The sequence below is a fragment of the Glycomyces halotolerans genome, assembly GCF_054779575.1.
Genome location: NZ_BAAGXZ010000001.1, coordinates 319,918 through 342,359 on the forward strand (window position 1 = coordinate 319,918; position 22,442 = coordinate 342,359).

Sequence of the window (22,442 nt, forward strand, 5' to 3'; positions counted from 1 at the left end):
TGGGTACGCCGCTCATTCGGTCGCGTCTCGGATTGGGCTCCAAGCGGGGTTCTTCGTTGGCGAATACCAAGCGCATGTGGGCTCCTCATTTCGTCTCGGGGGGTGTATGCAGTTGTTCGGGGCGGGGGTCGCTCCTCCCGGCTTGATTCTCCACAATTCGCGGCTGCTTGTGGGTCCCGGATCACTTGTTCGGGTCGAGCGGCACTCGTTCCCTACTTGCGGCTGTCATCACGAACTGGCCTGGTTTCGGCGGCATTCACCACATGAAGAGACCGCTCACAGCCACCAGATACAAGGACCCGAGCGGTTTTCTGCTCCTTCCCGACGTCGCAAACCGTCACTTATGCGACATCGGCGTACGGCATCCCCCGTCCGGGTGGTTCTCCGGTGGAACGGCCTTCCGATCCTTCGACCGCACGGAGCACTCGCCAGTGCCCCGGACTCCCCTTGACGTAGTTCTCAGGTGGTCAGCTCGGCCACGGTCGGACGGTTCTTCGGCAGAAGGTTCCCCACCAGGATCCGGTCCAGGCCGGGGAGGTTCATCGCCTTGAACCCCCAGCGCCGCAGCAGCAGCTTGGTCGAGGTCTTCGGGAGGAACCACTCGGTGAGGCGGTCCCTCGCCGCCTGCTGGATCTCGGAGGTGATCGGCCGCCAGCGCCGCTCGTAGTCCGCCAGTCCTTCCTGCACCGAACCGGCCGCATGCAGCCGTTCGGCCATCACGTACGCCCCTGCCACGCCGAGCGAAGCGCCCTGCCCGGCGATCAGCGACACGGCGTGGGCGGCGTCGCCGACCAGGCCCACTCGTCCGTCAGTCCAATGTGGCGCGTGGATCTGGGCGACCTGGTCGTAGTAGATCTCGTCCGGGTGCGGGCAGCGTTCCAGTGCCAGGTCGGCCAACGGGCCCATGCCGGCGTATTCGCTTCGCAGCTCCTCGCGAGCGTCGTCGGGGAGCCGGGGGTCGTCGGTGCGGCGCACGGCGAAGACGGCGACGCGGCCCTCGCCGATCCCGTACAGGCCCAGCTGGCGGTTGAGGGTCTCGGTCAGGATGAATTGACCGCTGACCTGTTCGTGCACTTCGGGATCGGTGAAGACGTACGCGCCGGTGTGCATGCCGAGGTATCGCAGGTATTCGTGTTCGGGGCCGAAGGCGAGTTCGCGGACGCGGGAGTGTACGCCGTCGGCGCCCACAGTGAGCTCGGTCTTCACGACCGTGCCGTCGGAGAGTTCGACTTCGCCCTCGCCGATGCGGTCGATGGTCGTGCCGTAGCGGATGTCGATGTCGTCGGCGAGGGATTCGCGGAGGAGCCGTTCGAGTTCGGGCCGCATGATGCTGGCGACGTCGCCGTCCAGGGCTTTCGAGAAGAGCCCGTAGTCGACGCTGACAGTGGTGCGGCCCCGGGTGTCGATGTACCTGAACTCGTCGACGTCGCTGGCGTACTCCAGCAGCTCGGACCGCAGGCCCATCTGGTCTATCGCCTCGAATCCCGGCCCGAAGAAGTCCATCATGTAGCCCTGCTCGCGGGGGCCCGGCGCGCGTTCGACGACGTGGACTTCCCATCCGTGGTGGTGCAGGCGGTTGGCCAGGGCCAGGCCGGCGATGCCGGCGCCGCAGATGACGGCTCTCATGGGCGGTTTCCTTCTTGTCCGGTGGCGGTGATCTGTCGTATGGCGGGAGCGAGGTGGGCCGCCGACAGCGCCGGGTCGAGGCCTTTGTGGAGTATGAAGCCGTCGAAGGCGGCCAGGACGAGGCAGGCGGCCGCTTCGGGAGTCGGGTGTCCGGCTTCGGCCAGTGTCGCTGCGAAGTCGCGACGGAATCCGGTCATGAGTTCGTTCATGCGGTCGCGCAGTTCGGGGTCTCGCGTGGCCGCGAGGTATGCCTCGGTGAAGAGCAGGGAGGTCGGATCGGTGCCGTCGTACCGGTCGAGTTCGAGCAGCATCGCTTCGGCGGCGTCGGCCGGGCTCGCCGCGTCGGTGAGGACCGCCGCGGTGTCGTCGAGCACGCGGCTCATCGCCGCTATCGCGGCTTGGCGCAGCAGGGCCTGCAGGGATTCGAAGTGGTAGTGGACCAGTCCCGGGCGTACGCCGGCTCGCTCGGCGAGGGTGCGGGTGCTCACGGCGCTCCAGCCGACTTCTCCGATGAGTTCCGCAGCCGCCGCCAGCAGGCGGTCGCGTACGGCGCGGCCGCGTTCGGCGTTGGTCTGGCCGGGCATGCGATCTCCTTGGTCGTTCGTATTGGACGATTGACCAAATGTAGCACGCGCGGCCACGGGCGCACGGCTCCGCTGCAGAGCGGTGCGCCTCGAATCGCTCGGGAGTGCTTAGCGCCTGTCGTCTTCGATGACCTCGACGACGGGCTCGTCGTCCCAGGTGTCGATGTCGAACTCGCCGTCGCGGACGCCTTCGACGAAGGCCTGCCACTCCGACGGCGTGTAGATCAGGATGTCGCCGTCCGGCTCCTCGGCCATGCGCAGCGCGACCATGCCGTTGTCGGCGTAGCCGATCTCCAGCGCGGCCGGCGTCCCGTCCTCCCGCATCGTCCGCTCCCAGCGGGCCGCCGCGGTGTCGAACTCGCCTTTGAGTGGATGCTCACGCTTCGTCATCACCACAGCATAAGAGGGCTCGGACGACCGAGTCCGAGCCCCCTTTTCGCATCGCGTGTCAGCCCTGGTGCGGGTACTTGTAGTCGGTCGGCGGCACGAAGTTCTCCTTGATCGAGCGCGGGCTGACCCAGCGCACGAGGTTCTGCCACGAACCGGCCTTGTCGTTGGTGCCCGAGCCGCGCGAGCCCCCGAACGGCTGCTGGTTGACCACCGCGCCGGTCGGCTTGTCGTTGATGTAGTAGTTCCCGGCGGAGAAGCGCAGTTCTTCACTGGCCCAAGCGATCGCGTTCCGGTCGGTCGCGAACAGCGCGCCGGTCAGCGCGAACGGCGCGACGTTCGCGGCCTGCCGCACGACCGTCTCGAACTCCTCGTCCTCGTAGACGTAGACGGCGCAGATCGGACCGAAGTACTCCTCGGTGAACAGCTCGTGCTCCGGGTCGTCCGCCTCGATGAGCGTCGGCTGCACGAAGTAGCCCTCGGAGGCGTCGGCGGTCCCGCCGGTGACGACCCGGATGCTCTCGTCGTTCTGGAGCCGGTCGAACAGCGCGGTGTGCTTGGCGAAGGCGCGGTCGTCGATCACCGCGCCGCCGAAGTTGGCGAAGTCGCTGACGTCGCCGTAGGTGATCTCCTCGGTCATGCCCACCACGATGTCCCGCAGGCCCTTGTTCCACAGCGACGCGGGCACGTACGTGCGCGAGACCGCCGAGCACTTCTGGCCCTGGTACTCGTAGGCGCCGCGGACCATGGCGACGGCCAGCTGCTGCGGTTCGGCGCTCGGGTGGGCGACGATGAAGTCCTTGCCGCCGGTCTCGCCGATGATGCGGGGGTAGGCCCGGTAGCCGGAGATGTTCTCCCCGATCGTCCGCCACAGGTGCTGGAAGGTCCTCACCGAGCCGGTGAAGTGCAGTCCGGCCAGGTCGGGGTCGGTGAGCGCCACGTTGGAGACCGATTCGCCGTAGCCGGTGATCATGTTGATCACGCCCGGCGGCAGTCCTGCCTCCTGGAGCACGCGCATGATGAAGTGCGCGGCGAACTGCTGGGTCGGCGAGGGCTTCCACACGACGGTGTTGCCCATGATCGCCGGCGCGGTCGGCAGGTTCCCGGCGATCGCGGTGAAGTTGAACGGCGTGATGGCCAGGATGAAGCCGTCGAGCGGCCGGTGGTCGGTGCGGTTCCACATGCCCTTGCTGGACTGCGGCTGCCTGCGGTAGATGTCCTCGGCGAAGGCCACGTTGAAGCGCAGGAAGTCGATCAGCTCGCACGCCGAGTCGATCTCGGCCTGGGCGGCGGTCTTGGACTGGCCGAGCATCGTCGCGCCGTTGATCGTGTCGCGGTACGGTCCCGACAGCAGTTCGGCGGCGCGCAGGAAGATCGAGGCGCGGTCGGCGAAGCTGGTGCGGGACCACGCTTCGCGGGCGGCCTTGGCGGCGGCGACGGCGTCGGCGACTTCGGCGTCGCCGGCCTCGCGGGTGACGCCGAGGACATGGGCGTGCTTGTGCGGCTGGACGACCTTGATCTCCGCACCGGTGCCGCGTCGCCACTGGCCGCCGATGTTCATGTCGAGGTCGATCTGCATGCCCGCGAGCTCGCCGAGCTTCTTTTGGAGGCTCTCTCGCTCCAGGCTGCCGGGCGCGTACTGCTGCACCGGCTCGTTCTGCGGGGTTGGAACGGTAAACAAGGCGTCCATCGCACACTCCCATGGATTCGATGGCTTATTTGGGTGAAGTTCTGTGTTTCACAGGCTACCCTACGAGCTCCCTTATCGCCATCTTCGCACAGTTCAGGCCGGTCGGCCCGGTGCGAGATGAACAAATGCGGCCCCGGTGTGATGTAGGCGCCGAGCAGCCCGTACGTACCCTGGTGAGGTGACCGATACACAGGATTCGCCCGTCGACCGCGACGAGGAGACCGACCGGCGGCCCGGCCCCGACATCGAGCGCGAGCACCCGGCCGTCACCGCGGTCCTCGCCGTCTTCGCCCTCGCCTCGCTCGCCGGAGTGCTGTACTCGCTCTACTCGCTCACCGGCATGGCCGACGGGCTCGACCAGACCGGCGCGATGCTGCTGGCGTTGAGCCTGTTCAGCCCCATCATCGTCGCCGTGTTCGCCGGCGCCGTCGGCGGATGGGCCGCCGGGCGCCTCCCCGGGCCCCGTATCGGCCTCACGCCGGCCGGGTTCCTCACCGTCGGCATCGCCGCCGGCGCGGTGGCCTACGGCCTGTTCAGCGTCGACGCCTCGATCGCCTTGGCGCTCGCGGTGATCCTGTTCGGCTCCGCGCTCGTCGGCGGCATGTTCTCGCTGCCCCGGAGCCGGATCCCGGTCGCCGCGGGGCTGACCGGCACGCTCGTGCTGCTGCTGTTCATGTTCATACGGGGACTGCTGGAGGCGAACTCGATCAGCCTGTTCAGCGACCCGCTCGACCAGTACGGCGCCCTCGGCTCCGCCGCGCCCTTCGTCGTCGGGCTCCTGTGCGGATTCACCGCGTTCGTGTTCCTGCGCGCCGCCAAGACCACCTCGCGGCTCTACGGCCACCTGCTGGCCGGCGCGCTCCCCGGCGCGATCTGGCTGGCCTCGACCGTCATCGCCCAGGCCGGCGTCGAAGTCGTCCTCGCCCTCGGCGTCGGCAACGTGTCCTCGCTCGACGACGCCTACCTGACGCTGATGTTCCAGTGGCAGTACAACGGCGCCATCACCGTCCTGTTCGCCGGCGCGGTCTGCGCCGTGCTGGCCTACGGCCTGCTGCTGCCCAAGGCCGACACGACCTCGTCGAGCTCCGAGGGGTCGTACCAGTCCAGCACGTGAGCCTCGACCGCCTCCAGGTCCGCGCCCTCGGGTGAGGCGAGCGCCTCGGCGATGTCCTCGGCCGCGTCGGCGTCATCGATGTGGACGGCCGCGACCTTCTTGCGCTTGACGCTGCCGTCCAGGTCCGCCGCGGTCCCGTCCGCGTGCTCGGTCAATATCCTGGCGGGCACGTCGGCCGAGATCACCACCCGCCGGGGGACCTCCCCGACCAGGAGCGCCACCGACGCCAGCGCGGCGTCGGCGAACGCGGTGTACTCGAGGTCCTCGACGTCGGCCTCGGGAAAGGCCCGCCGCAGCGCGGCGGTCACCATATGGACCGGCTCGGCCGGCTTCCACTCACCGGTCTCGGCCAGGCCCCCGAGGATCGCGAGGTTCGCGGGGACGTAGATCCTCCGCACCGACGCCTGCGAGCCGTGTTGCTGCTGAGCCATGCCCTTATTGTGCGGCCCCGCCGGGAGCCCCGTGGCAGCGCTTGTACTTCTTGCCCGATCCGCACGGGCACGGCGCGTTCCGCGACGGCTCGCCGGCGGACTGCCGCTGCTGCGGATTCGCCTGCTGCGCGGGCGGCTTCGTGGTCGCCGAGCGCGGACCGGCCGACCGGGTGCTCTTCGGAGCGACCTTCGCGCTGCCCTTGGAGCCGACGCCCGGGGTGCGCTTGACGTTCCGTTTGCCCTGCAGGGCCTTCGGCGGTTTCACGGCCGCTTCGCCGGAGGCGTCGGTCTCGCGGACGAGCGCCGCGCCGGTGCCGGCCGCGCCGTCGATCGCCGGCGCCGACAGCCGCAGCTGCTCGGGCCGCTTGAGCGGCTCCAGGCCGCGGATCTGGGCCTCCGGCTCGGCGGCCTTCCCGCCCTCACCGGACTCGGGCCGGGCCTTGAGCTCGGCGTTCATGAGGAACCGGACGGTGTCCTCCTTGATGCCGTCGAGCATGGTCTGGAACATGTCGTAGGCCTCGCGCTGGTACTCGATGACCGGGTCGCGCTGCGCGTAGGCGCGGAGGCTGATGCCCTGCTTGAGGTAGTCGACCTCGTAGAGGTGCTCGCGCCACTTGCGGTCGATCGTCTGCAGCATGACGCGGCGTTCGAGCTTGCGCAGGACGTCGGCGCCGAACTCCTCTTCGCGGGAGGCGTAGACGGCGTGCGCGTCCTCGCGGACGGCCTCGAGCAGGTTGTCCGGTTCGAGGCTGTCGATGCCGCCGACCCGCTCGAGCAGCTCCTCTTGGGTCAACTGGATCGGGTAGAGCTGCTTGAAGGCGCTCCAGAGCTCGTCGAGGTCCCAGTCCTCGGCGTAGCCGTCGGCGGTCGCGCCGGCGACATAGGCCTCGATGACGTCGTCGATCATGTGCCCGACCTGTTCGGAGACGTCGTCGCCGCGCAGGACCTTGAGGCGCTCGTCGTAGATGACGGTGCGCTGGTTGTTCATGACCTCGTCGTATTTGAGGACGTTCTTGCGGATCTCGGCGTTGTGGCCTTCGATCTGCGACTGGGCCGACTCGATCTGCTTGGTGACGAGCTTCGACTCGATCGGCACGTCGTCGGGGACCCGCAGCCGGTTCATCATGGCGCGAACGGCGTCGGCGTTGAACCGCTTCATCAGGTCGTCCGACAGCGACAGGTAGAACCGGGACTCGCCCGGGTCGCCCTGGCGGCCGGAGCGGCCGCGCAGCTGGTTGTCGATGCGCCGCGACTCGTGCCGCTCGGTGCCGAGGACGTACAGTCCGCCGACTTCGCGGACCTCGTCGCCTTCGGCCTTGCAGGACTCCTCGAACTTCTTGAGGGTCTCCTCCCAGGCGGCGGCGTAGGTCTCCTCGTCGGCCTCGTCGACCCCGCGGGCGCGCAGTTCGGCGGCGGCCATGTGCTCGGGGTTGCCGCCGAGCATGATGTCGGTGCCGCGGCCGGCCATGTTGGTCGCGACCGTCACCGCGCCCTTGCGACCGGCCTGGGCGATGATGTCGGCCTCACGGGCGTGGTTCTTGGCGTTGAGGACGTTGTGCGGAATGCCGCGCTTCTTCAGCGCCCGCGACAGTGCCTCGGACTTCTCCACCGAGACGGTGCCGACCAGGACCGGCTGGCCGGTCTCGTGGCGTTCGACGATGTCGTCGACGACGGCGTTGAACTTCGCTTCCTCGGTCTTGTAGATGACGTCGGCGCGGTCGGCGCGGATCATCGGCTCGTTGGTGGGCACGGGGATGACCCCGGCGCCGTAGACCCGGTGGAACTCGGCGGCCTCGGTCTGGGCGGTGCCGGTGGTGCCGGCGAGCTTGTCGTAGAGGCGGAAGTAGTTCTGCAGGGTGGTGGTCGCGAAGGTCTGGTTCTCCTGCTTGATCTCCACCCCCTCCTTCGCCTCGATGGCCTGGTGGATGCCCTCGTTGAAGCGCCGGCCGGCCAGGACGCGGCCGGTGAACTCGTCGACGATGAGGACCTCGCCGGCCTCGGAGACGATGTACTCGCGGTTGCGCTCGAACAGCTCCTGGGCCTTGATGGCGTTGTTGAGGTAGCCGACCAGCGGGGTGTTGACCGAGTCGTAGAGGTTGTCGATGCCGAGGCGGTCCTCGACGCGGGCGACCCCGGCCTCGGTGATCGCGATGGTCCGCTTGCCCTCGTCGACCTCGTAGTGCTCGTCGCGCCGCATCCCGGCCACGATCTTGGCGAACTCGGTGTACCAGCGCTGCTGGTGCTCGGCGGGGCCGGAGATGATGATCGGGGTGCGGGCCTCGTCGATGAGGATGGAGTCGACCTCGTCGACGAGCACGAAGTTGTGGCCGCGCTGGACCAGGCCGTCGATGGAGGAGGCCATGTTGTCGCGCAGGTAGTCGAAGGCCAGCTCGTTGTTCGTCGAGTAGGTGACGTCGCAGTTGTAGGCCTCGCGGTGCTTCTCCGAGCCCTCGCCGGGGAGCACCACGCCGACGGTCAGTCCCAGGAACCGGTGGATCTCGCCCATCCACTCGGCGTCGCGGCGCACCAGATAGTCGTTGACCGTGACCTGGTGGACGCCCTTGCCGGTGAGCGCGTTGAGGTAGACCGGCAGCGTGGAGACGAGCGTCTTGCCCTCACCGGTCTTCATCTCGGCGATATTGCCCTGGTGGAGCGCCGCGCCGCCCATGATCTGCACGTGGTAGTGCCGCATGCCGCGCACCCGCTTGGCGGCTTCGCGGACCGTGGCGAACGCCTCGGGAAGCAGGTCGTCGAGCGTCTCGCCGTCGGCGAGGCGCTGCTTGTACTCGTCGGTGAGGCCGCGCAGCTCGGCGTCGGTCATCGACTCGTACTCGCTCTCCAGCGAGTCGACGGCGTCGGCAATGGCGTTGAGCCGCTTGAGCGCGCGCCCTTCGCCGGCTCGCAGTACCCTCTCGAACAACGACACGGAAAGTCAGCTCCCAGCAACGTCTCTTGGCCCGTATACGGGTGAATATCGCGTCCAATACTACGCGTTGAAACCTGCTCGCCCCCGCTGCGGCCGCTGGGGCACAATCTCCTCTTATGGAACCGGTCACCCTTGAAGCCGAAGGACTGCGGCTCGTCCCCTGGCGGGAACACCACCTGCCGGACCTGCAGCGCATCTACACCGATCCGCTGATCGAGCGGTTCATGGTGATGCCGCTGCCGTGGACCGGCGAAGACCGCGACCGGTTCCTGGAACTGTGCGACCGGCACTGGCGGGCCGGCAACGCCCGCTGGGCCGTCGTCGACGCCGACGACGCGCTGCTGGGGCTGGCGGCGCTCACACGCTCGTTCTCCCGCGAAGTCGCCATCACCTACCTGACCGCGCCGTGGGCCCGAGGCCGCGGCGTCGCCCAGCGCGCCATCCGCGCCGCCGTCCGCTTCGCCTTCGACGAGATGGTGATGCAGCGGGTCGGCTGGGACGCGATCGTCGGCAACCACGCCTCCCGGCTGGCCGCGATCCGCGCCGGCTTCACCATCGAAGGCGTCGCCCGAAACGGCGTCAACCAGCGCGGCGAGGCCCGCGACTGCTGGATCGGCGGGATCGTGCCCGGCGACGTCCGCGAGGACGACGACCCGCCCGACGGCTACCGGGCCCTCAAGGCCCAAGCCGGGTTCTTCATGGGAGACCAGCCCGAACTGGCCACCGACGTGCCCGGACTGCGCCTGCGGCCCCTGCGCGAGACCGACCTCGACGACCTGGCCTCGACCTGCGCCGACCCCGACTGCCAGCGGTGGACCACCGTGCCGCACGGCTACACCCGCGATCACGCCGAGTCGTTCGCCGGCATGGTCCGCTCCAAATGGGACCGCGGCACCGCGGTCTACTACGCCCTGGCCGACGCCGACGACCGCTACAGCGGCGCCGTGGAACTCATGCTCGACCGGGGCGAGCCCGACGAGGCCGAGATCGGCTACATGTGCGCCCCGTGGGCGAGAGGCCGAGGCTGGATGACCGCCGCGGTCAAGCGGCTGTGCCGCCTCGGATTCGAGGAACTCGGCCTCGAGAAGATCGACTGGCGGGCGGTCACCGGCAACGACGCCTCCCGGCGCGTGGCCGAGAAGGCCGGTTTCCTCGTGGAAGGGACGAGAAGGCAGATCCTGCACAGGCCGGGCGAAAGGGTTGACTGCTGGGTCGGCTCCCTGCTTGGCTGAAGGGCGTGCATCTCATCGAGCCCGTCACCACCTCGACGTTCACACTGCGCACCGCGCCGGAGGACCTGAAACTCGACTGCGGTTTCGATCCCGACCTGGTCGCCTGCGCACCGGACGGCGACGAGCCGTGGGGGGCGATGAGCCTGGTCGAAACCGACGGCGTCGCCTCGGTCCGGTTCTGGGTCGCGCCCGAGCGGCGCGGCCGGAAGCTCGCCGCCGCGATGCTCCGAGCCGCCGCCGGCCCGGTCTTCGACTCAGGTGCCAGACGAATCGAGTGCCGGCCCCCGGTGCGGGCGCTGCCGGCGATCCGGGCCGCCATGCGGGCCGGGTTCCGACCCGACGGCGGCGTGCTGCGGGAGGCCGCCGCGGACGGGACCGACGCGCTCGCGCTCGGGCTGCTGCCGAGCGACGGGCACGGGCCGGCCCCGCGAGTGCTCCCGGACCTGCCCGGCGGGGAGCTGACCGACGGAACGGTGTCGCTGCGGCCGCTGCGTCCGGAGGACACCGAGGCGCATCTGCGGCATCGGACCAGTCCCGACGTCTATGCGGGCGCGGCGCTGCCGCTGCCGCCGAGCGTGGGCGAGGTCACCGACATGTGCGAGTGGCGGGCGGCGGTGGACTGGCTGCGCGGCCGCGCGGCGCTGATGGTCATCGACGACGGCGAGGGATACCGCGGCACCATCGGGCTCTACGAGGTCGCGCGGGTGGTCGGATCGGCCATGATCGGCTACGACCTCGGCGCCGAGTTCCGCGGCAAGGGGTACGCGACCCGGTCGGTGAGGCTGGTGTGCCGGTGGGCGTTCGAGGAGGTCGGCATCGACCGCATCTGGGCGGGCACCGACGTCCACAACGCCGCCTCGCAGGCCGTGCTGCGGCGCGCCGGCTTCACACTCGAGGGGATCGAACGCGGCGGCCTGCCGGCGCTCGACGGCACCAGGCGCGACACGCTGCTCTGGTCCGCACTTTCCTGTGACTAGGAATGCAACCGACCTGGCAGGACCGCGCGTCGAATATATAGTGAACAGGTCGCACTCGCACTGTGGAGGAACCCCCTTGAAGTTTTTGCCCGCCCGTGTTCTCGCGGTGGCTTCATTGCTGCTCGTGGGGGCCTGCGGCGCTCCTCAGCAGGGAGCGTTCACGCCGGCCCCGATCGTCCCCGAGATCGCCCTGGAAGTCGGCGATCCGCAAGACCCGACCGAGCCGTTCACGCTGACGGCCACCGACGGGATCCTCGAACAGGTCACCGTCACCTCCGACCGCGCCAAGACGGTCGAAGGCCGGTTCAGCGAGGACCTGACCAGCTGGACCTCTGAAACGGTGATGGACGCCGGAGCCACGCACACCGTCACGGCCATGGCCGTCAGCTCCGACGGCACCGTCACCGAGTTCGAGGAGCAGTTCGCCACCGAGGGCCGCGAAGGCTCCGGCTTCTCGGTCATCGACGTGACCCCCGTCATCGAGGGCGAGACCGTCGGCGTGGGCGCCCCGATCATCGTGACCTTCAGCGAAGCGGCGCCCGACCGCGCGGAGGTCGAGAAGAACCTCATCGTGGAGTCCGAGAAGGGCCACGAGGGCGCCTGGCGCTGGATCAGCGACACGCAGGTGATCTACCGGACCAAGGAGTACTGGGAGCCGTATCAGACGGTGACCTTCACCGCCCGGTTCGACGGCGTGCTGCTCGGCGACGGCGTGTGGGGCTCCGAGGACCACACCGCCGAAATGGTCATCGGCCCCTCCAACATCTCGTACGCGGACGTGAACGCCCACAACATGATCGTCGAGATCGACGGCGAGGTCGCCCGCGACATCCCCATCAGCTACGGCTCCGGCTCGGAGTGGGAGTACCACACCGCCTCGGGCGTCCACCTGGTGATGGAGAAGTTCGAGCACAAGGTGATGATCGCGCCCGGCAAGGACAAGGACGACCCGGACTACTACGAGACCCCGGTCAACTGGGCCACCCGCATCAACGCCTCCGGCGAGTTCGTCCACGGAGCCCCGTGGTCCGAGTGGGCCCAGGGCAACACCAACGTCTCGCACGGCTGCCTCAACGCCACCGACGAGCACGCGAAGTGGTTCTACGAGATCTCCCAGCGCGGCGACCCGGTCGAGGTCGTCGGCTCGCCCCGCGACATGCCCTGGACCAACGGCTGGGGCTACTGGGTCCTGTCATGGGAGGAATGGCAGCAGGGCTCGGCGCTGCAGTAGCAGCCTGAAAGACCCCGAAACGCACCGGAGGCCCCGAGCTCGGCTCGGGGCCTCTCGGCCGATCCGGATGCCACCCCTCAAAGCATCCGGACCCTGGAGGCAAGGTCCTCTGTAAGCGAGCGGGCGGCGACGCCGGTCACATGTCGAGCCGCAGCAGACCGTAGTCGTAGGCGCGGCGCCGGTACACGACCGACGGCTTGCCGCTCTCCTTGTCGTGGAACAGGTAGAAGTCGTGGCCGACGAGCTCCATGTTCTGCAGCGCGTCGTCGACGGTCATCGGCTCGCCGGGGTGGAGCTTCTCGCGGACGATCCGGCCCGGCAGGTGCTCTTCGACGAGACCGTCGAAGTGGTCGACGTCCTCGGAGATGAAGTGCGCGGCCGCGTAGTCCTCCCGCTCGGGGCCGGCTCCCACGCCGCGCGGCTCGGTGAGGGTCGAGCCCGAGCTCATCGGCTTCGCGCGCCCGGCGCGGCCCCGCGTGTACCCGCCGTGCTCGAGCTGCGCGGCGGCGGTGGCCTCGGCGACCGAGAGCGGTCGCGACTGCCCGCCGCGGTGGATGCGCTTGCGGTCGGAGCACTTCCGGAGCTGGCGGTCGAGCTTGGAGCAGGCCAGCTCGAAGGCGGAGCGGAAGTCGGCGGCGTTCGCCTCGGCGCGGATTACCGTTCCCTTGGGCCGGCAAGTGATCTCGACGCGCTGCGCGTGGCCGTTCTGACGGGGGTTGGGCTCGTGCTGGAGCTCTACGTCGATGTCGATCGCCTCGCCGTCGTACCGGGCGAGGTACTTGGCGATCTTCGATTCGATCTTGCCTTCGACGAGCTCGCGAAAGTGGTCGGGTACTTCCACGTTACGGCCCTTGACGACGATTTCCACCTTTGAACCTCCCAGGTGCATCGCGTTCGGATCCGGCGATGCAGACGAAGTTTTGCTAGCTGGGTCCGGAGCCGGTATGTCCGGTACGGCGGAAGGAAGAAACCTCCTCTCGACGGGGACGACAAGTGGCCCCCGGTGCGCTCACCTTGGGCGAGTTCACCTTCGGGCAAGCGGTATTCCACCTGCTCCTCGACGTCCCGTTACCGATCTGAGATTTTGAGACTATCCCTTGGTCGACTGAAAGTCGACCCTTGGTTACTGGAATTCTCCAACGATCGCGCGGCTCCGCGCGTGAATTTCGGCGGACCGAAGGTAACTTTTCGCAGATGTGTGCAAACTGTGCGCGACCGCTCGGTCATAGCGTCGATGCCATGAGTGGTACCCCCGGCCGCCCCGGGGCTAACCCCGGACCTCGGGTGTCGGACCTAACTCGCGGCGACCGCCACCGCCGCCGGAACCACCACCCCCGCCCGCCTCAGTGCCGCAGCGGCGGCACTGAGGGTCGCGCCGGTCGTCACGATGTCGTCGACCAGGATCGCCGGACGGCCGGTGGCCGCCAGCGCGGCGGCCTTCCTCGGCACCACCGCCAGGCTCCGGCGCGCCTCCCGCCGGCGCTGCGCGGGCGTCAGCCCGACCGAGTCGGGCCGCGGCCGGGCCTTGAGGCAGTGCCGCGTCTCCCCCGCCGGCCGGCACAGCGCGGCGACGTGGTCGAAGCCGCGCTCGCGGCGGGCGGCCCGGGTGGCCGGGACCGGTACGAGCACCGCATCCGGCACGGTCTCGGCGACGACCGCGAGGGCGCCGATCAGGAGCCGTGCGAGCACGGGCGCGAGTTCGCGCCGCCGCCGCTCTTTGTATTCGTTGAGCGTCTCGGCCAAGGCGCCGTCGTAGGCTCCGGCGACCACGACCGGCGGCGCGTCGCGGTCGCGCGGGGCGGCGAGTATCGGCGGTCCGGCGGCCAGGCCGGCGGCGCACGCCTCGCACAGGCCGCGGCCCGCCGCGGGCGCTTCCCGGCAGGCGGCGCATGCGGCTGGAAGGAACAGTTCGGTCAGGGCCTCGGTGATCCTCACGCGGGTCTAACGAGGCCCGGGTGCGCACGGTCGTGGCCGGTGGCGGAGCCGGCTCAGTTGTTGAGGCCGACGGCACGCATGCGGTCCTGGTGGGCGCGGGTGAGCGCGCGCAGCAGTTCGTCGAACGAGCCGTCCTCGTGGCCGGCGATGATCTCGGTCAGGCCCTCGTGGCCGGCCGCGACCGCCTGTGCGCGGTTGATGGCCTCCCCGACCAGGCGCCTGGCCCACAGTGAGAGCCTGCCGGCGACGGACGGGTCGGCTTCGACGGCGGCGCGGATCTCGGCGGCGGCGAACCCCGCGGCCGAGTCCTCGGCGAGGACCCGTTCGATCAGCTCGCGATCGGGGGTCTCGAGGCCGGCGGCGACGGCGCGGAAGAAGTCGTCGGCGACCGCGTCGCCGACGTAGACCTTGACCAGGGCCTCGAGCCAGTCGCGCGGGGCGGTGGAGGCGTCGAAGGCGCGGAAGGCCTCCCTGAACGGTGTCATCGCCTCGGCCGGGTCGGCCTCCAGTTCGGTGAGCCGGTCGGCCAGGAGCCGGTAGTTTCGGATCTCACCGACCGCGGCCTCGGAGAGGCGGGCGCGGCGCCCCAGATCGGGGGCCAGTCGCGCGTCGAGGGCCATGCGTTCGAATGCCAGCAGCTCGCCGAGGGCGAGCAGTCCGAGGAGCTCGACGAGCGCCTCGCGGCTCGGCCCTCCTCCGCCGACGGGGTGCTCGCTCGGTTCGGGGGCGGTTTCAGTGGGTTCGGACACGACGGCAGGTTACCACCGGCCGCGCCCGAGCCGGTTCGGCGAAGTCCGCGCGGGCCGGCCCGGCCTCAGAGCGACCGCGGAGATCCGGCCCGCCCGAGTCGAACCTGGTCACAGAGGCGGCATTCGAGGTGAATCGTCCCACTCCGGGCGGGGGCGGTGAACGTCGCTCCGAGACGCCCGCCGAGCGAGCGCGTACGATGGTGAGGAGCGACTGCGGCCCTTTCGTGGCAATCCCTGACAAGCGCAGTCCTCACGCGAGTGCGACGCCTGAGCGTCGCACCGCGATTGTGAAGCGGCGACACACCGGGTCCGGGGGTCGTCGCCGCTGTGTAGACGAGACAGAATGTGGCGCCGAGTTCCCCGGATCTCTAAGAAAGTCCTCCGCCATGAGGTGAACAGAGTGAACGAAGTGAACAACGAACGGTCCGTCAACAACGGACCGACTTTCGCCGAACTGGGAGTTCGCGAGGAGACCGTCGAAGCGCTCGCAGCGCTGGGAATCGAACGGGCCTTCGCCATCCAGGAGTACGCGATCCCGATCGGTCTGCGCGGCGTCGACATCGTCGGACGCGCGCCCACGGGAACGGGGAAGACCTTCGGGTTCGGCCTTCCGATCATCGACAGGATCAAGTCCCCCGAGGAGGGCGCCGACGGCAGACCGCAGGCGCTGATCCTCGTGCCCACCCGAGAGCTGGGCCTCCAGGTCGCCCGCGACCTCGAGGACGCCGGCAAGACCCGCTCGATCCGCGTGCTGCCGATCTACGGCGGCCGCGCCTACGAGCCCCAGATCGAGTCGCTGCGCTCGGGAGTCGACATCATCGTCGGCACCCCCGGCCGCCTGCTCGACCTGTACAAGTCCAAGCACCTGAAGCTGGACGCGGTGGCCCACTGCGTCCTCGACGAGGCCGACCGCATGCTCGACCTCGGCTTCTCCGACGACGTCGAGCGCATCCTCGGCATGCTGCCCGAGCAGCGCCAGACGATGCTGTTCAGCGCCACGATGCCCGACACGATCATGGGTCTGTCGCGCCGGCACATGAACCGGCCGATCACCGTCACCGCCGACGTGACCGGTCCCGACGACGAGGCGATGTCCAAGACCAGGCAGCTGGTCTACATGACGCACGCCCTCAACAAGGTCGAGGTCGCCTCCCGCATCCTCCAGGCGCGGGGCCGGGGCCTGACGATCATGTTCTGCCGCACCAAGCGGGCGGCCCAGAAACTCTCCGACGAGCTCGACTTCCGCGGTTTCGCGGTCGGCTCGGTCCACGGCGACCTGGGTCAGAACGCCCGTGAGCGGGCGCTGCGCGCGTTCCGTTCGGGGAAGATCGACGTGCTGGTCGCCACCGACGTCGCCGCGCGCGGCATCGACGTCCCCGACATCACGCACGTGATCAACTACGACTCCCCCGAGGACGCCGAGTCGTACGTGCACCGGATCGGCCGCACCGGCCGCGCCGGCGCCTCCGGCACCGCGGTCACCTTCCTGACCTGGGAGGACCTGGCGCGTTGGAAGATCATCGTCAAGGCCAACGGCCTCGACTTGGGCGACCCGGTCGAGACCTACCACACCTCGGACCACCTCTACACGGATCTCGACATCCCCAAGGACGCGCCGGCGGCCCTGCCGAGCGAGCAGCGCAGCCGCGACGGTCTGAACGCCGAGCGTGAGGACGATGTCGAGGGCTCCGGTTCGGGACGCGGCCGCGGTCGACGCAGCGGCGGAGGCGGCGGGCAGCGCCGCCAGCCCGAGGGCCGGAAGCGGTCCGAGGGCGGTCGCGACCGCAAGCGGCGCCGCACTCGCGGCGGCGCCCCGGCCGAGGCGAAGTCGGAGCGGCCGCAGCGCGCGGTCGAGTCGACGACCTCGTCCGACTCCGATGTCGCGGCTCCGGCCCGGCGCCGGCGTCGTCGCCGCCGTTCCGGCGGTGCGGCCGCCGAAGGCGGCAACGACTAGGCCCGCCCGCATGGACAGCGGAGACTACGAGGGCCCGCCCGAGAACGTCCCGCCGCCTCCCGGGTGGCGGGTCGAGGCGGTGGCGCTCCCCAGCGAGCCCAGGCGCATGCCCGCGCAGGACCACGCGGGCATCGACGCCGCCGAGCAGAGCGCCCGACTGGTCACCCAGTGGACGGCGCTGCTGGCGGTCGTGGCGATGTTCGCCATGGTGATCGTCGGCATCGTCCGGCTCTGAGACGCCGATCGCCCGCGCACCGCGCGGGCGATCATTGTCGTCTCATGAGCCGGTGACCGAGCCCCATCGCATCTCGGAGCCGGAGTGGCCGGCCTCGAAGACCATCCAGCCGGCCAGGCCGAGCAGCACGAGTGCGATCAGGCCGAGCACCAGCATGGCGATCTTGCGGCCGCGAGCGGCCGGGTCGTCCCCGCCGGTCTCGGTCTCCTCGCCGTCGTCGGCCGGGGCGGTGCCGCCGTCTCGGAGCGCGGCGGCGCGCCGGCCCCGTTCCAGGGCCGCGAACAGCCACCAGACCGGAATGAGTCCGACGAGGATCCACGCCAGGCGCACCCCGTAGTCGTGGTGGTCGTTGACCGCATCGGGCCAGGCCGCCGGATAGAGGTGGTCGGCGAGCTGCTCGCCGCTCCAGATCGAGGCGAAGGCCGCGGCGGGGGCGACGAGCGTCAGCGCCGCGACGATCCAGCCGATCCGGCGCCGCAGCGGCGGCACGAAGAGGTAGATCAGTCCGAAGAGCACGAGCAGCGGCACGAGGACGACCGGCGCGTGCACGGCCAAGGGGTGTATGGGCAAGTCCAGAAACGTGGTCATGGGTTACATCTATATCCTTTCGAGGAATGAGGGCCGCTTCGGGCCTCAACCAGAGCTCGGCCATGCTCACCCGCTGGAAGCGAACAGACCGGTACGCGTCTTCGCGGGGGTTCGCCTCAGGCGCCTTGGAACACCTCGACGTAGCCCATGACGGCGTCGGCGATGAGCTGCACCGCGATCGCGGCCAGCAGGACGCCCGAGATCCGCGTGAGCACTTCGATGCCGCCTCTCCTGAGGACCTTCACCAGCACGCCCGAGAACCGCATCACCAGGTAGATCACGATGTGGATGAGGACGATCGCGAACGCCACCCACAGGTAGTCGGCCTGGCTCGGGGCCTGCTGCACGAACAGGATCACCGCGACGATCGCGCCGGGACCGGCCAGCAGCGGCGTGCCCAACGGGACCAGGGCGATGTTCGAGGTCGCGTGGCTGTGGTCCTCGTCGGCCTGTCCGGTCAGCAGCTGGAGGCTGACCAGGAGCAGCAGGAGGCCGCCGGCGCCTTGGAGCGCGGCCAGGTCGATGCCCAGGTAGTTGATGATCTGCTGGCCCAGCAGCGCGAACAGGGTGATGACGCCGAGCGACAGGCACGTGGCCTGGAGGGCGGCGCGGTTCCGTTCGCGCTTGTCCATCGCCCCGGTGAGGGCGAGGTAGATCGGGACGATGCCCGGCGGGTCCATGATGACGAAGAGCGTCACCCCGACGGTGATGATGTATTCGAGTTCCCCCACGAGGTGAGTATGTCAAGGCTCCCGCGAGGGGCCGGACCGCTCGCCCGCCGGTGTTAGATGTGGCTCTCGACCGGCATGAGGGCGCCGTCGGGGACGGTCAGTTCGGAGACCTCGGCGTCCTGGCCGTCGATGTTGAGCAGCGCCCACGTCTCATCGCGCGACGAGAAGCCGATCTGCCACCGCCCTCCGGGGTCGGTGAAGAACTGCTCGGCCGCGAACAGCTGCTCTTTGAGCGCCTCGTCCCCTTCGATCGGGTCCTCTAGGCCTTCGGTGAACCCGGCCGAGTCGCTGTACTCGGCGACGAACTCGACGGCGCTCTCGTCCCGCGCGGACTCGGCGATGACCGCTTCGGTCGCCGGCGTGTCGAGGTAGCCGCACTCCTCGGTCTCGGAGGCGCTCCCGCCCGGTTCCAGGTCGGAGACGCACACGTATTGGGGATCGAAGGCGTCGACGATGACCGCCGACTCGAATCCGGCGACGGCGGCAGTGTCGATGCCCCAGCGGTAATCCTCGTTGAACAGGTAGGTGCCCGCGGCGCCGCCGCTGGTGCCGGTGAGGTTCGCGCTGAGAACCACCAGGTCCTCGTTCCAGTCCTCGAGCGACACCGCGGCGTCGAACTCCAGGACCCGCGGCGGCAGGCTCAGCCGCTCGACCTCGGTCGGATAGAGCTCGTAGCGCTGCAGCACGCTGTCGACGAAGAAGAAGCCGACCGCGAACTCGGTGGCGTCGCCGCTGACCTCGGTGGTGATCTCTCCGGTGGCGGCGGGAAGGTCGAAGCCCGCGGCCGCCGAGCCGTCGGCCGCGACCACGTCCATCCGCCCGTCGGAGCTCACGAGGTAGGCGTCCTCGAGGCGCTCGACCCTGGTCGGCCGCTGATCCACCGGCAGGGGAACGAACTCGCCGCCGCCGCCCACCACGCCGATGGCGCCGTCGCGTTCGACGACGAACTCGATGTCCAGTTCGGTCTGCGCCTCGTCGGTGCTGGTGGTCGCCGCCGGCGGCGGGTCCCCTGGAGCCTCACCGTCCCACGGCGTCCAGACCGCGGTCACGGCCGCGAGCGCGATCACGGCCAGCCCGCCGCCCGCCGCGGTCGCGCGGCGACGCCGCCGGATGCGCCGGGCTCCGCCGATCGCGGCCTCGGCGAGGCCGTCGTACGCCGCGGGCGAGGACTCGGCGCGGGAGGCGAACTCGGCGCGCAGCAGGTCCTCGATGTCGTCGCTCACGAGACCTCCCGCTCGCGGGGGTTCAGGCCCAAGGCGGTCGCGGGGTCGCCGAGGCGCTTGCGCAGGCCGGCCAGCGCGCGGGAGGCTTGGCTCTTGACGGTGCCGGTGGAGATGCCGAGGATGTCGGCGATCTGGGCGTCGGTGCGGTGCTCGTAGTAGCGCAGGACCAGCACGGCCCGCTGGCGCTTGGGGAGGCCGGCGACGTGGCGCCACATGGCGTCGCGCATGGCGCCGGCCTCGGCGAAGTCGCGGGAGGAGTCGGGGCGGTCGTCGAGTATCTCGACGGGCCGTTCCCGGTTGGAGCGTTTGCGCCACCAGGAGGCGTTGGTGTTGTAGAGGATGCGACGGGCGTAGGCGTCCACCGAGTCGGTGGCGCGGATCCGCCCCCACGCCAGGTAGGTCTTCGTCAACGTCGTTTGCACCAAGTCCTCCGCTGTCGCCCAGTTCCCCGTGAGGAGATACGCCGCACGGTGCAGCGAGGCCGAACGCGCCGCCACGTACTCGCGGAACTCCTCGTCCTGGGACGGTCTGGACTCGCTCACGCGTCTCCCTGGGGGGTCGAACTACAGACGACGTACCCCCGGTGGAGAGTTGCTTCGCAGGCGAGAATTCTGCCAAACAATGGGTGCATGGGACGGCCGAGGGTGCTTCAAGCTGCAGTATACCCAGTAACTGCCGACCGGTAGGGTCGCCCGGGTCAGGCGTCGCCTCCGGTCTCACCGGCTCCTTCGGGCAGCAGTTCTTCCTCTTCGTCGGATTCGCGCTCGTCGACCGCCTCGGGCTCGTACATCTCCTCGCACATCTGCAGGTAGAGCTCGTTGGGGTTCGGCAGGTGCGGGATGTTGCGCAGGGCCTGGTCCTGGCCGGCGGACTCGATGATGAACTCGCCGTAGTTGAGCATCCGGCCCATCGGGGTCTGGGCGTACTTCATGTCGGTGACGCGGCCGAGCGGCATCATGGCGACCGAACGGGTGATGACCCCTTGGATGAGCATGATCCGCTTGTTGGTGAGGATGAAGCGGTCCATGTACCAGTCGAGGATCTTCCAGCCGACGAAGCCGAGGATGACCAGCCAGACGATGATCGTGATGGTCAGGCCGGTGTCCCGGGAGGTCGACTCCCACTTCATGAACAGCCCGGAGGCGAATCCCATGATGAACGTGGCGAGGGTCCCTACGATGTACCACGGCATGAGGTGGATCCAGTGCCGCCGCCATTCGCCGCGGTACTTCTCGGTGGGGAAGAGGTAGCGGGCGGAGATCGGCGAGGGGACGTCGGGGACCGCGGGTGACTTGATGCCCGCGAAGAGCCCGCCGGCGGGGCTGTCGTCGAAGCGCACGCCGTCGATGTCGGCGGCGGCCGCGGCGGGGGCGGAGCCGGCCTCGGTCGGCAGCTCTCGCGTGGAGTCGTCGGCGCCGGGGGCGGGGGCGTCGGAAGGGGTGCGCGGGGCGGGCGGCTCTAGCGGCTCGGTGTCCTTCTTGTCTGCCGAGCCGCCTCCACCGGTGTCGGTCATCTCGCGGGCGTCCTCAGGTCACCAGGCCGGTGAGGAACGCGGCGAAGCCGCTGCCGACGTCGCCGATCGCGTTCGCGATCGTACTCACCACGCTGCCGGCATCGTCGGGCCTGTAAGCGATAAAGAACACCAGGAACGCCAGTCCGCCCCAGGTTAGAATCTTCTTGATCATCGTTACCCTCCCATCAGGGGACCTGGCCAAACGTTCGTCCCGCGCAGGCTCGTCCAGTTTATCGTACGGATATGCGCCGACCTTCGGCTTTCCGCCGGCCGCCCGGAGCGAACCGGGCGAATCGGCCTCACGCACAGCGTAACGCCTTCGTTCCGCTTCTGCTCGTCTCCGCCGGTCTACCTGCGGAGCAACCAGATCCAGTTGTTCCATCGGGGAGCCTACATCAAGTGACGCACCGCTGGCCCAATGTAAGCGCAAAGGCCGAAGCGACCCTAGGGAAGGGTCAGGTATCCGACACTCCACGATCGGCTCCGCCGCCTCATCCGGGTGCGCCCCGCGAGCCGCCGCGGCCGGGGCGCTGTTCGAACACGTGCTCGCGTATCCAGGCGTGCATGGCGATGCCGCTCGCCACGCCGGCGTTGATCGACCGCGTCGATCCGAACTGGCTGATCGAGCAGACCGCCGAGCAGGCCCGACGCACCGGCTCGGACAGTCCGGGGCCCTCTTGCCCGAATACGAGCACGGTGTTCCTCGGCAGCGCGGTCGTCTCTATCGGCACCGATCCGGGAAGATTGTCGATGCCGATCACTTGCAATTCCCGGTCGCTCGACCAGGCGATGAAGTCCTCCACTGTTGAGTGATGCTCGATATGCTGGTATCGGTCGGTGACCATGGCTCCGCGCCGATTCCAGCGTCGCTTTCCGATGATGTGGACCGCTTTGGCGGCGAATGCGTTGGCATTTCGGACTACGGTCCCGATGTTGAAATCGTGCTGCCAGTTCTCGATGGCGACGTGGAAGTCGTGGCGGCGCTCGTCGAGGTCGGCGACGATGGCCTCGCGCCGCCAGTAGCGGTAGGCGTCGACGACATTGCGCCGGTCACCGGCGGCGAGCAGCTCAGGGTCGTAGCGGGGGTCCTCGGGCCAGGGGCCGTCCCAGGGGCCGACGCCGACCCCGGGCTCGGCCGGGCGTGTGTCCTCAACATTCACGACGACTATTGGAGCACAACGGTGTAATCGCAGCCGTGGCGTTCGCGGTCGCAATTGCGCACTCGACACCGGGCAGCGATAAAGCCGGCCGATTTGCGTCGTCCGCTCGCCGGTGGACGCGAATAGCGCCGCCCCGGCGGCTACGGGGGAAACCGA

At 69.3% G+C, this 22,442-nt stretch carries 22 protein-coding genes; 6 read left to right on the forward strand and 16 right to left on the reverse strand.

Features of this window, described 5'->3' with window-relative positions:
- Positions 1-459 precede the first annotated feature (459 nt).
- The 4 genes from ACYVL2_RS01650 to pruA form a co-directional block, all read right to left on the reverse strand.
- Complete coding sequence (locus tag ACYVL2_RS01650) at positions 460-1,626, reverse strand: Rossmann-fold NAD(P)-binding domain-containing protein (RefSeq protein WP_460539517.1); 1,167 nt, start codon at positions 1,624-1,626, stop codon at positions 460-462.
- A complete protein-coding gene (locus ACYVL2_RS01655; protein WP_460539519.1) occupies positions 1,623-2,210 on the reverse strand; it encodes a TetR/AcrR family transcriptional regulator in 588 nt (195 codons plus the stop codon). Before ACYVL2_RS01655 ends, ACYVL2_RS01650 begins: the two co-directional genes overlap by 4 nt.
- A 108-nt stretch (positions 2,211-2,318) precedes the next feature.
- Positions 2,319-2,600 carry a DUF397 domain-containing protein gene (locus tag ACYVL2_RS01660; protein ID WP_460539521.1) on the reverse strand — a complete coding sequence of 94 codons (282 nt, stop codon included), beginning with the start codon at positions 2,598-2,600 and terminating at the stop codon, positions 2,319-2,321.
- A gap of 58 nt (positions 2,601-2,658) precedes the next feature.
- The gene (gene pruA, locus ACYVL2_RS01665) at positions 2,659-4,287 is read right to left on the reverse strand and encodes an aldehyde dehydrogenase family protein (RefSeq protein WP_460539523.1); all 1,629 of its coding nucleotides are present in this window, start codon (positions 4,285-4,287) and stop codon (positions 2,659-2,661) included.
- A 178-nt stretch (positions 4,288-4,465) separates the two neighbouring features.
- Here pruA and ACYVL2_RS01670 point away from each other — a divergent pair, with 178 nt between their 5' ends.
- Positions 4,466-5,401: a hypothetical protein gene (locus tag ACYVL2_RS01670; protein WP_460539525.1), complete on the forward strand. Its 936-nt coding sequence runs from the start codon at positions 4,466-4,468 to the stop codon at positions 5,399-5,401.
- Here the strand turns inward: ACYVL2_RS01670 and ACYVL2_RS01675 are convergent.
- A complete protein-coding gene (locus tag ACYVL2_RS01675; protein WP_460539527.1) occupies positions 5,329-5,832 on the reverse strand; it encodes a DUF6912 family protein in 504 nt (167 codons plus the stop codon). The two genes, ACYVL2_RS01670 and ACYVL2_RS01675, sit on opposite strands and share 73 nt — an antisense overlap.
- Before the next feature lie 4 nt (positions 5,833-5,836).
- Entirely contained in the window at positions 5,837-8,758 is a 2,922-nt protein-coding gene (gene secA, locus ACYVL2_RS01680; RefSeq protein WP_460539529.1) for a preprotein translocase subunit SecA, read from the reverse strand.
- Between the two features lie 116 nt (positions 8,759-8,874).
- Between secA and ACYVL2_RS01685 the strand changes: the two genes are divergently transcribed.
- The 3 genes from ACYVL2_RS01685 (at position 8,875) to ACYVL2_RS01695 (ending at position 12,198) form a co-directional block, all read left to right on the forward strand.
- On the forward strand, positions 8,875-9,990 hold the full coding sequence (locus ACYVL2_RS01685; protein WP_460539531.1) for a GNAT family N-acetyltransferase: 1,116 nt from the start codon (positions 8,875-8,877) through the stop codon (positions 9,988-9,990).
- Between the two features lie 5 nt (positions 9,991-9,995).
- Positions 9,996-10,967 carry a GNAT family N-acetyltransferase gene (locus tag ACYVL2_RS01690; RefSeq protein ID WP_460539533.1) on the forward strand — a complete coding sequence of 324 codons (972 nt, stop codon included), beginning with the start codon at positions 9,996-9,998 and terminating at the stop codon, positions 10,965-10,967.
- Positions 10,968-11,043: 76 nt separating this feature from the next.
- A complete protein-coding gene (locus ACYVL2_RS01695; protein WP_460539535.1) occupies positions 11,044-12,198 on the forward strand; it encodes an Ig-like domain-containing protein in 1,155 nt (384 codons plus the stop codon).
- A 136-nt stretch (positions 12,199-12,334) separates the two neighbouring features.
- On the opposite strand, the gene hpf is transcribed toward ACYVL2_RS01695, so the two are convergent.
- The 3 genes from hpf to ACYVL2_RS01710 form a co-directional block, all read right to left on the reverse strand.
- Positions 12,335-13,066, reverse strand: coding sequence for a ribosome hibernation promotion factor (gene hpf / locus ACYVL2_RS01700; protein WP_460539537.1), 732 nt, complete (start codon positions 13,064-13,066; stop codon positions 12,335-12,337).
- Between the two features lie 425 nt (positions 13,067-13,491).
- Positions 13,492-14,133, reverse strand: coding sequence for a ComF family protein (locus ACYVL2_RS01705; protein WP_460539539.1), 642 nt, complete (start codon positions 14,131-14,133; stop codon positions 13,492-13,494).
- Positions 14,134-14,186: 53 nt separating this feature from the next.
- Positions 14,187-14,882, reverse strand: coding sequence for a ferritin family protein (locus ACYVL2_RS01710; protein ID WP_460539541.1), 696 nt, complete (start codon positions 14,880-14,882; stop codon positions 14,187-14,189).
- A 343-nt stretch (positions 14,883-15,225) separates the two neighbouring features.
- Here ACYVL2_RS01710 and ACYVL2_RS01715 point away from each other — a divergent pair, with 343 nt between their 5' ends.
- Both ACYVL2_RS01715 and ACYVL2_RS01720 read left to right on the forward strand, forming a co-directional pair.
- Entirely contained in the window at positions 15,226-16,836 is a 1,611-nt protein-coding gene (locus tag ACYVL2_RS01715) for a DEAD/DEAH box helicase (protein WP_460539543.1), read from the forward strand.
- 10 nt (positions 16,837-16,846) lie between these two features.
- Positions 16,847-17,071 carry a hypothetical protein gene (locus ACYVL2_RS01720; RefSeq protein WP_460539545.1) on the forward strand — a complete coding sequence of 75 codons (225 nt, stop codon included), beginning with the start codon at positions 16,847-16,849 and terminating at the stop codon, positions 17,069-17,071.
- Between the two features lie 42 nt (positions 17,072-17,113).
- Here the strand turns inward: ACYVL2_RS01720 and ACYVL2_RS01725 are convergent, their stop codons facing one another.
- The 7 genes from ACYVL2_RS01725 to ACYVL2_RS01755 all read right to left on the reverse strand — a co-directional run bounded on the left by ACYVL2_RS01725 (position 17,114) and on the right by ACYVL2_RS01755 (position 22,295).
- The gene (locus ACYVL2_RS01725) at positions 17,114-17,659 is read right to left on the reverse strand and encodes a flagellar basal body-associated FliL family protein (protein WP_460539547.1); all 546 of its coding nucleotides are present in this window, start codon (positions 17,657-17,659) and stop codon (positions 17,114-17,116) included.
- Positions 17,660-17,775: 116 nt separating this feature from the next.
- A complete protein-coding gene (locus ACYVL2_RS01730; protein ID WP_460539548.1) occupies positions 17,776-18,390 on the reverse strand; it encodes a MarC family protein in 615 nt (204 codons plus the stop codon).
- Between the two features lie 53 nt (positions 18,391-18,443).
- A complete protein-coding gene (locus tag ACYVL2_RS01735) occupies positions 18,444-19,613 on the reverse strand; it encodes a hypothetical protein (RefSeq protein WP_460539550.1) in 1,170 nt (389 codons plus the stop codon).
- Positions 19,610-20,155, reverse strand: coding sequence for a SigE family RNA polymerase sigma factor (locus ACYVL2_RS01740; RefSeq protein WP_460539552.1), 546 nt, complete (start codon positions 20,153-20,155; stop codon positions 19,610-19,612). The genes ACYVL2_RS01735 and ACYVL2_RS01740 overlap by 4 nt, the downstream gene beginning before the upstream one ends.
- Before the next feature lie 155 nt (positions 20,156-20,310).
- On the reverse strand, positions 20,311-21,126 hold the full coding sequence (locus tag ACYVL2_RS01745) for a YdbT family protein (RefSeq protein ID WP_460539554.1): 816 nt from the start codon (positions 21,124-21,126) through the stop codon (positions 20,311-20,313).
- A gap of 13 nt (positions 21,127-21,139) precedes the next feature.
- Positions 21,140-21,298 (reverse strand): hypothetical protein, encoded by a 159-nt coding sequence (locus ACYVL2_RS01750; RefSeq protein WP_460539556.1) that lies wholly within the window; start codon positions 21,296-21,298, stop codon positions 21,140-21,142.
- A gap of 319 nt (positions 21,299-21,617) precedes the next feature.
- Positions 21,618-22,295: a TrmH family RNA methyltransferase gene (locus ACYVL2_RS01755; protein ID WP_460539601.1), complete on the reverse strand. Its 678-nt coding sequence runs from the start codon at positions 22,293-22,295 to the stop codon at positions 21,618-21,620.
- Positions 22,296-22,442: the final 147 nt, after the last annotated feature.

Bases quoted from the DNA above. Each gene is read 5' to 3' on its own strand.
- ACYVL2_RS01745 (WP_460539554.1), bottom strand. From the start codon at position 21,126: ATGACCGACACCGGTGGAGGCGGCTCGGCAGACAAGAAGGACACCGAG.
- ACYVL2_RS01660 (WP_460539521.1), bottom strand. From the start codon at position 2,600: ATGACGAAGCGTGAGCATCCACTCAAAGGCGAGTTCGACACCGCGGCG.
- ACYVL2_RS01650 (WP_460539517.1), bottom strand. From the start codon at position 1,626: ATGAGAGCCGTCATCTGCGGCGCCGGCATCGCCGGCCTGGCCCTGGCC.
- ACYVL2_RS01655 (WP_460539519.1), bottom strand. From the start codon at position 2,210: ATGCCCGGCCAGACCAACGCCGAACGCGGCCGCGCCGTACGCGACCGC.
- ACYVL2_RS01725 (WP_460539547.1), bottom strand. From the start codon at position 17,659: ATGACCACGTTTCTGGACTTGCCCATACACCCCTTGGCCGTGCACGCG.
- ACYVL2_RS01720 (WP_460539545.1), top strand. From the start codon at position 16,847: ATGGACAGCGGAGACTACGAGGGCCCGCCCGAGAACGTCCCGCCGCCT.
- ACYVL2_RS01675 (WP_460539527.1), bottom strand. From the start codon at position 5,832: ATGGCTCAGCAGCAACACGGCTCGCAGGCGTCGGTGCGGAGGATCTAC.
- pruA (WP_460539523.1), bottom strand. From the start codon at position 4,287: ATGGACGCCTTGTTTACCGTTCCAACCCCGCAGAACGAGCCGGTGCAG.
- ACYVL2_RS01750 (WP_460539556.1), bottom strand. From the start codon at position 21,298: ATGATCAAGAAGATTCTAACCTGGGGCGGACTGGCGTTCCTGGTGTTC.
- ACYVL2_RS01685 (WP_460539531.1), top strand. From the start codon at position 8,875: ATGGAACCGGTCACCCTTGAAGCCGAAGGACTGCGGCTCGTCCCCTGG.
- ACYVL2_RS01715 (WP_460539543.1), top strand. From the start codon at position 15,226: ATGTGGCGCCGAGTTCCCCGGATCTCTAAGAAAGTCCTCCGCCATGAG.